This window comes from Micromonospora sp. 4G55, from assembly GCF_016803375.1.
In genome coordinates, this window is the sequence record NZ_JAEVHN010000711.1 from 1 (window position 1) to 3053 (window position 3053).

General features: G+C 67.1%; 3 protein-coding genes and 2 pseudogenes. 4 read left to right on the forward strand and 1 reads right to left on the reverse strand.

What is annotated here, in order from left to right; all coding sequences use genetic code 11:
* The 4 genes and pseudogenes from JNW89_RS32810 to JNW89_RS38415 form a co-directional block, all read left to right on the forward strand.
* The coding region (locus JNW89_RS32810) for a hypothetical protein (protein WP_238452001.1) at positions 1 to 585 on the forward strand (585 nt) is incomplete at its 5' end.
* Positions 586 to 1040: 455 nt separating this feature from the next.
* A protein-coding gene (locus tag JNW89_RS32815) for an IS3 family transposase (protein WP_375155177.1) occupies positions 1041 to 2245 on the forward strand; the annotation gives its coding sequence in 2 pieces (ribosomal slippage) (positions 1041 to 1310 and positions 1313 to 2245; 1203 coding nt in all).
* A gap of 4 nt (positions 2246 to 2249) precedes the next feature.
* Positions 2250 to 2321 (forward strand): annotated as a pseudogene (locus JNW89_RS38410) (hypothetical protein); the annotation flags it as partial.
* A gap of 12 nt (positions 2322 to 2333) precedes the next feature.
* On the forward strand, positions 2334 to 2483 hold the full coding sequence (locus JNW89_RS38415; protein WP_238452002.1) for an SAM-dependent methyltransferase: 150 nt from the start codon (positions 2334 to 2336) through the stop codon (positions 2481 to 2483).
* Between the two features lie 193 nt (positions 2484 to 2676).
* On the opposite strand, the pseudogene JNW89_RS32830 reads toward JNW89_RS38415, so the two are convergent.
* A pseudogene (locus JNW89_RS32830) lies at positions 2677 to 3053 on the reverse strand (hypothetical protein); the annotation flags it as partial.

Below are 3053 nucleotides of genomic sequence, written 5' to 3' on the forward strand. Positions count from 1 at the left end.
GACGCCCGGTCCTTGGCATCAGCTCACGCTGCGGCGCGAATCGCATGCGGTGCGGACGAGCGGGCCCCGGCTACACTCTCCGCCGCGGAGATCCTTTTTCGACAGGTGGGGCACAGCATGGTCATCAAGAGTGAAGAGGACGCCAAGAAGGTGCTCGGTATCGACACTTGGCGGAATCTCTCCAAAGACAAGGTCTTCCAGCTCGTGGCCATGATGCCGGAGATGGACAAGGAGGTTCAGCTAAAGATCATCGAGCAGCTTCCCGAGATCACAAAACTCTCCGTCAAAGCGATGACTGCGGTGCGGAAGGTGCACGACTCCACCCTCTCGTCGAACGAGAAGAGTCAAGAGAATGTTCATCGGGGCTACCGAGAGATCAGAGCAGCGATCATCGCTCAACTCCAACGCGACGACCTAGACCCGGAAGAGCGGAGGTATCTGAACGAATACCTCATGCAAACCGGGGACAAGGAATCCGCAAAAGACTCCGAGAACAAGCACTTCCTGGACAGGTGGGTCAACAAGGCAGCACTCGGCGTCGGCGCCGCCATTCTTCTGACCGTCGTCGCGCCGGCGGCAAAGTAGCACTTCAGAACGGTGACGCACTACGGAAACTCTGACGGGTCGCGGTTCCGTCGGGCATTAGGGTCCGGTGTGTGCGCTTTGGGGACGTTTCTGGTTTGGTCCTGAGTTGGAGCTGCTGGAGGCGGGCTGCCCGGTCGGGTCGTAGGAGGCGGTGAGGGCGTACTTCTCGAAGGACCGTTCCGACGGCGCATATGACGCGACCGGCCTGTGCGCCGGGCGAGGCCTATGTCGGCGGACGGCCTTGCCGCCCACCACAGGTCACCTGTGGCGGGCCATTCGATGACGCCCCACTGCGGGAGTAGTCGGCGGCGGTGGCCAGGGGCGACCAACCGCCCCTACGCAAGAGAAGACTGCCTTCCCGCGCGGCCAGGTGCACTGTCATGGCTCGGTGGGCTGCCCCCTGAGATGTGGACACCCTGAGACTGGACGCTTGGTCCAGAGGAAGGGTGTCCCCGTTGGGGCGTCCATCGAAGTACACGGAAGAGTTCCGGCGTGACGCGGTCGACCTGGTCCGCTCGTCGGGGCGGCCGATCAACCAGGTGGCGCGTGAGCTTGGGATGAGCCACGAGACGCTGCGGAACTGGGCCCGGGCCGCAGAACGGCAGGCCGGGATGTCTCCGCTGGCGCCGGGCGGGGACGAGCTGTCGGTGGCGGACAAGGATGCCGAGATCGCCCGGCTGCGGCGTGAGGTCGCTGAGTTGAGGCAGGAGAAGGAGATCCTGCGTAAGGCAGCCGCCTATTTCGCGAAGGAGATGGATCGGTGACCAGCCGCTTCCGGTTCATCTCCACCCACCGCGCCACCTGGAGCGTCAAGCGGCTGTGCCGGATCCTGGCCGTGTCCCGCTCCGGGTTCTACCGCTGGGCCGCCAGCGAGCCGACCCGCCGGAGTCGCGCTGCCGCCGAGGACGCCCTCGCCGAGCAGATCAAATTCATCCACGCCGACTCCGGCGGCACCTACGGGTCGCCGCGGGTGACCGTCGAACTGCGCTGCCAGGGTGTGCGGGTCAACCGCAAGCGGGTGGAGCGCATCATGCGGCGGCGGGATGTCGTGGGCCGGCACCTGCGCCGTCGCAAACGGACCACGATCCCGGATCCGGCCGCCCCGCCGGCGCCGGACCTGGTCGGCAGGGACTTCACCGCCACCGCACCCGACCAGCGGTGGTGCGGCGACATCACCTACCTGCGCGCCGGTGGCGGCTGGTTGTATCTGGCCACGGTCATCGACATCGCCACCCGCCGGCTGATCGGCTGGTCGATCAACACCCACATGCGCGCCGGCCTGATCATCGACGCACTGCACGCCGCCGTCGCCGCCCGGGGCGGCCGGGTCGACGACGTGATCTTTCACTCGGACAGGGGCGCCCAAGGCGGCAGCGGCGACTTCGCCGACGTCTGCCGCCGCCACGGCATCCGCCGCTCAATGGGCCGGGTCGGCTCGTCGTACGACAACGCCCTGGCCGAGGCATTCTTCGCCACCCTCAAGCGCGAACTCGACGTCGACCGCCGCAGATGGGCCAGCGAGGCCGACGCCCGCCGTGACGTCTTCCGCTGGATTGGCTTCTACAACCACCGACGCCGGCACTCCGCGCTGGGCTACCTCAGCCCCGCCGACTACGAACAAACTCTCGCGCCGACTACGCTGCACCAGATCGCGGCATAACCCGGTGTCCACATCCCGGGGGGAACCTCACCGGTGTCGGCTCATCAAGGTCGACGGCCTTGACCTTCACGTCGAGGAGCTGGATGCCGTGGACGGAACGCCGGTCCTCGACATCAAGCCCTGGTTCTCCGAGTTCGGCCCGCGCGGGGAGGTCAAGCAACCGACCTGGACGACGCAGATGCTTGGGCTGTACTTCGCGGAGCCCCGCCCAGACGCGGGCGAACCCACGGGACGGTGAGCCCGCTGTGATACGAACTGCGGCACCCAGGTTCCACTACTGCGCTACGGCGTCACCGTACGGCCGGCCGACCTGCTCGACACCGGCGGGCTGGCCGCCCTGGTGGCCGGCCTGCCGGAGGCGGCGTCCCCGGCGTAAGGCCCGCGTGCCATTGCCCTTCCGGCGCCGCAGTAGGCAACCCTGGCGGTTCGGCTCAGGGTCGGCAGGGTTCCCGTCGCAATGCCGCATCGGGCTGGTCGGCGGCATGCCATACCGGATTGAGTGCTAACGGCAGGGCTGGTGCCTGCCACGCTCCGGCGACCCGCTGGAGGGCCGAGTATTCCCAACGGAGCAGGTTGCTTGGCGGCTTGCCGGTGAGGTGATCGGCCAGGTGGCGCAGTCCGGCCGGCCCGTCGATCAGATGGCCATGGAAGCCGGCCATTTGGATCACGGGAATCTGGGCGTTGAGCTCCGCCGGGACCGTGATGGCATCGACAATCGGCAGTAGCGCGATCATCCGCACGCCCGGCACCGGACAGAGCAGGCGGTTGCGGTAGAACGGCGCGTCGTTCAGCAGGGAGCGAATAAACG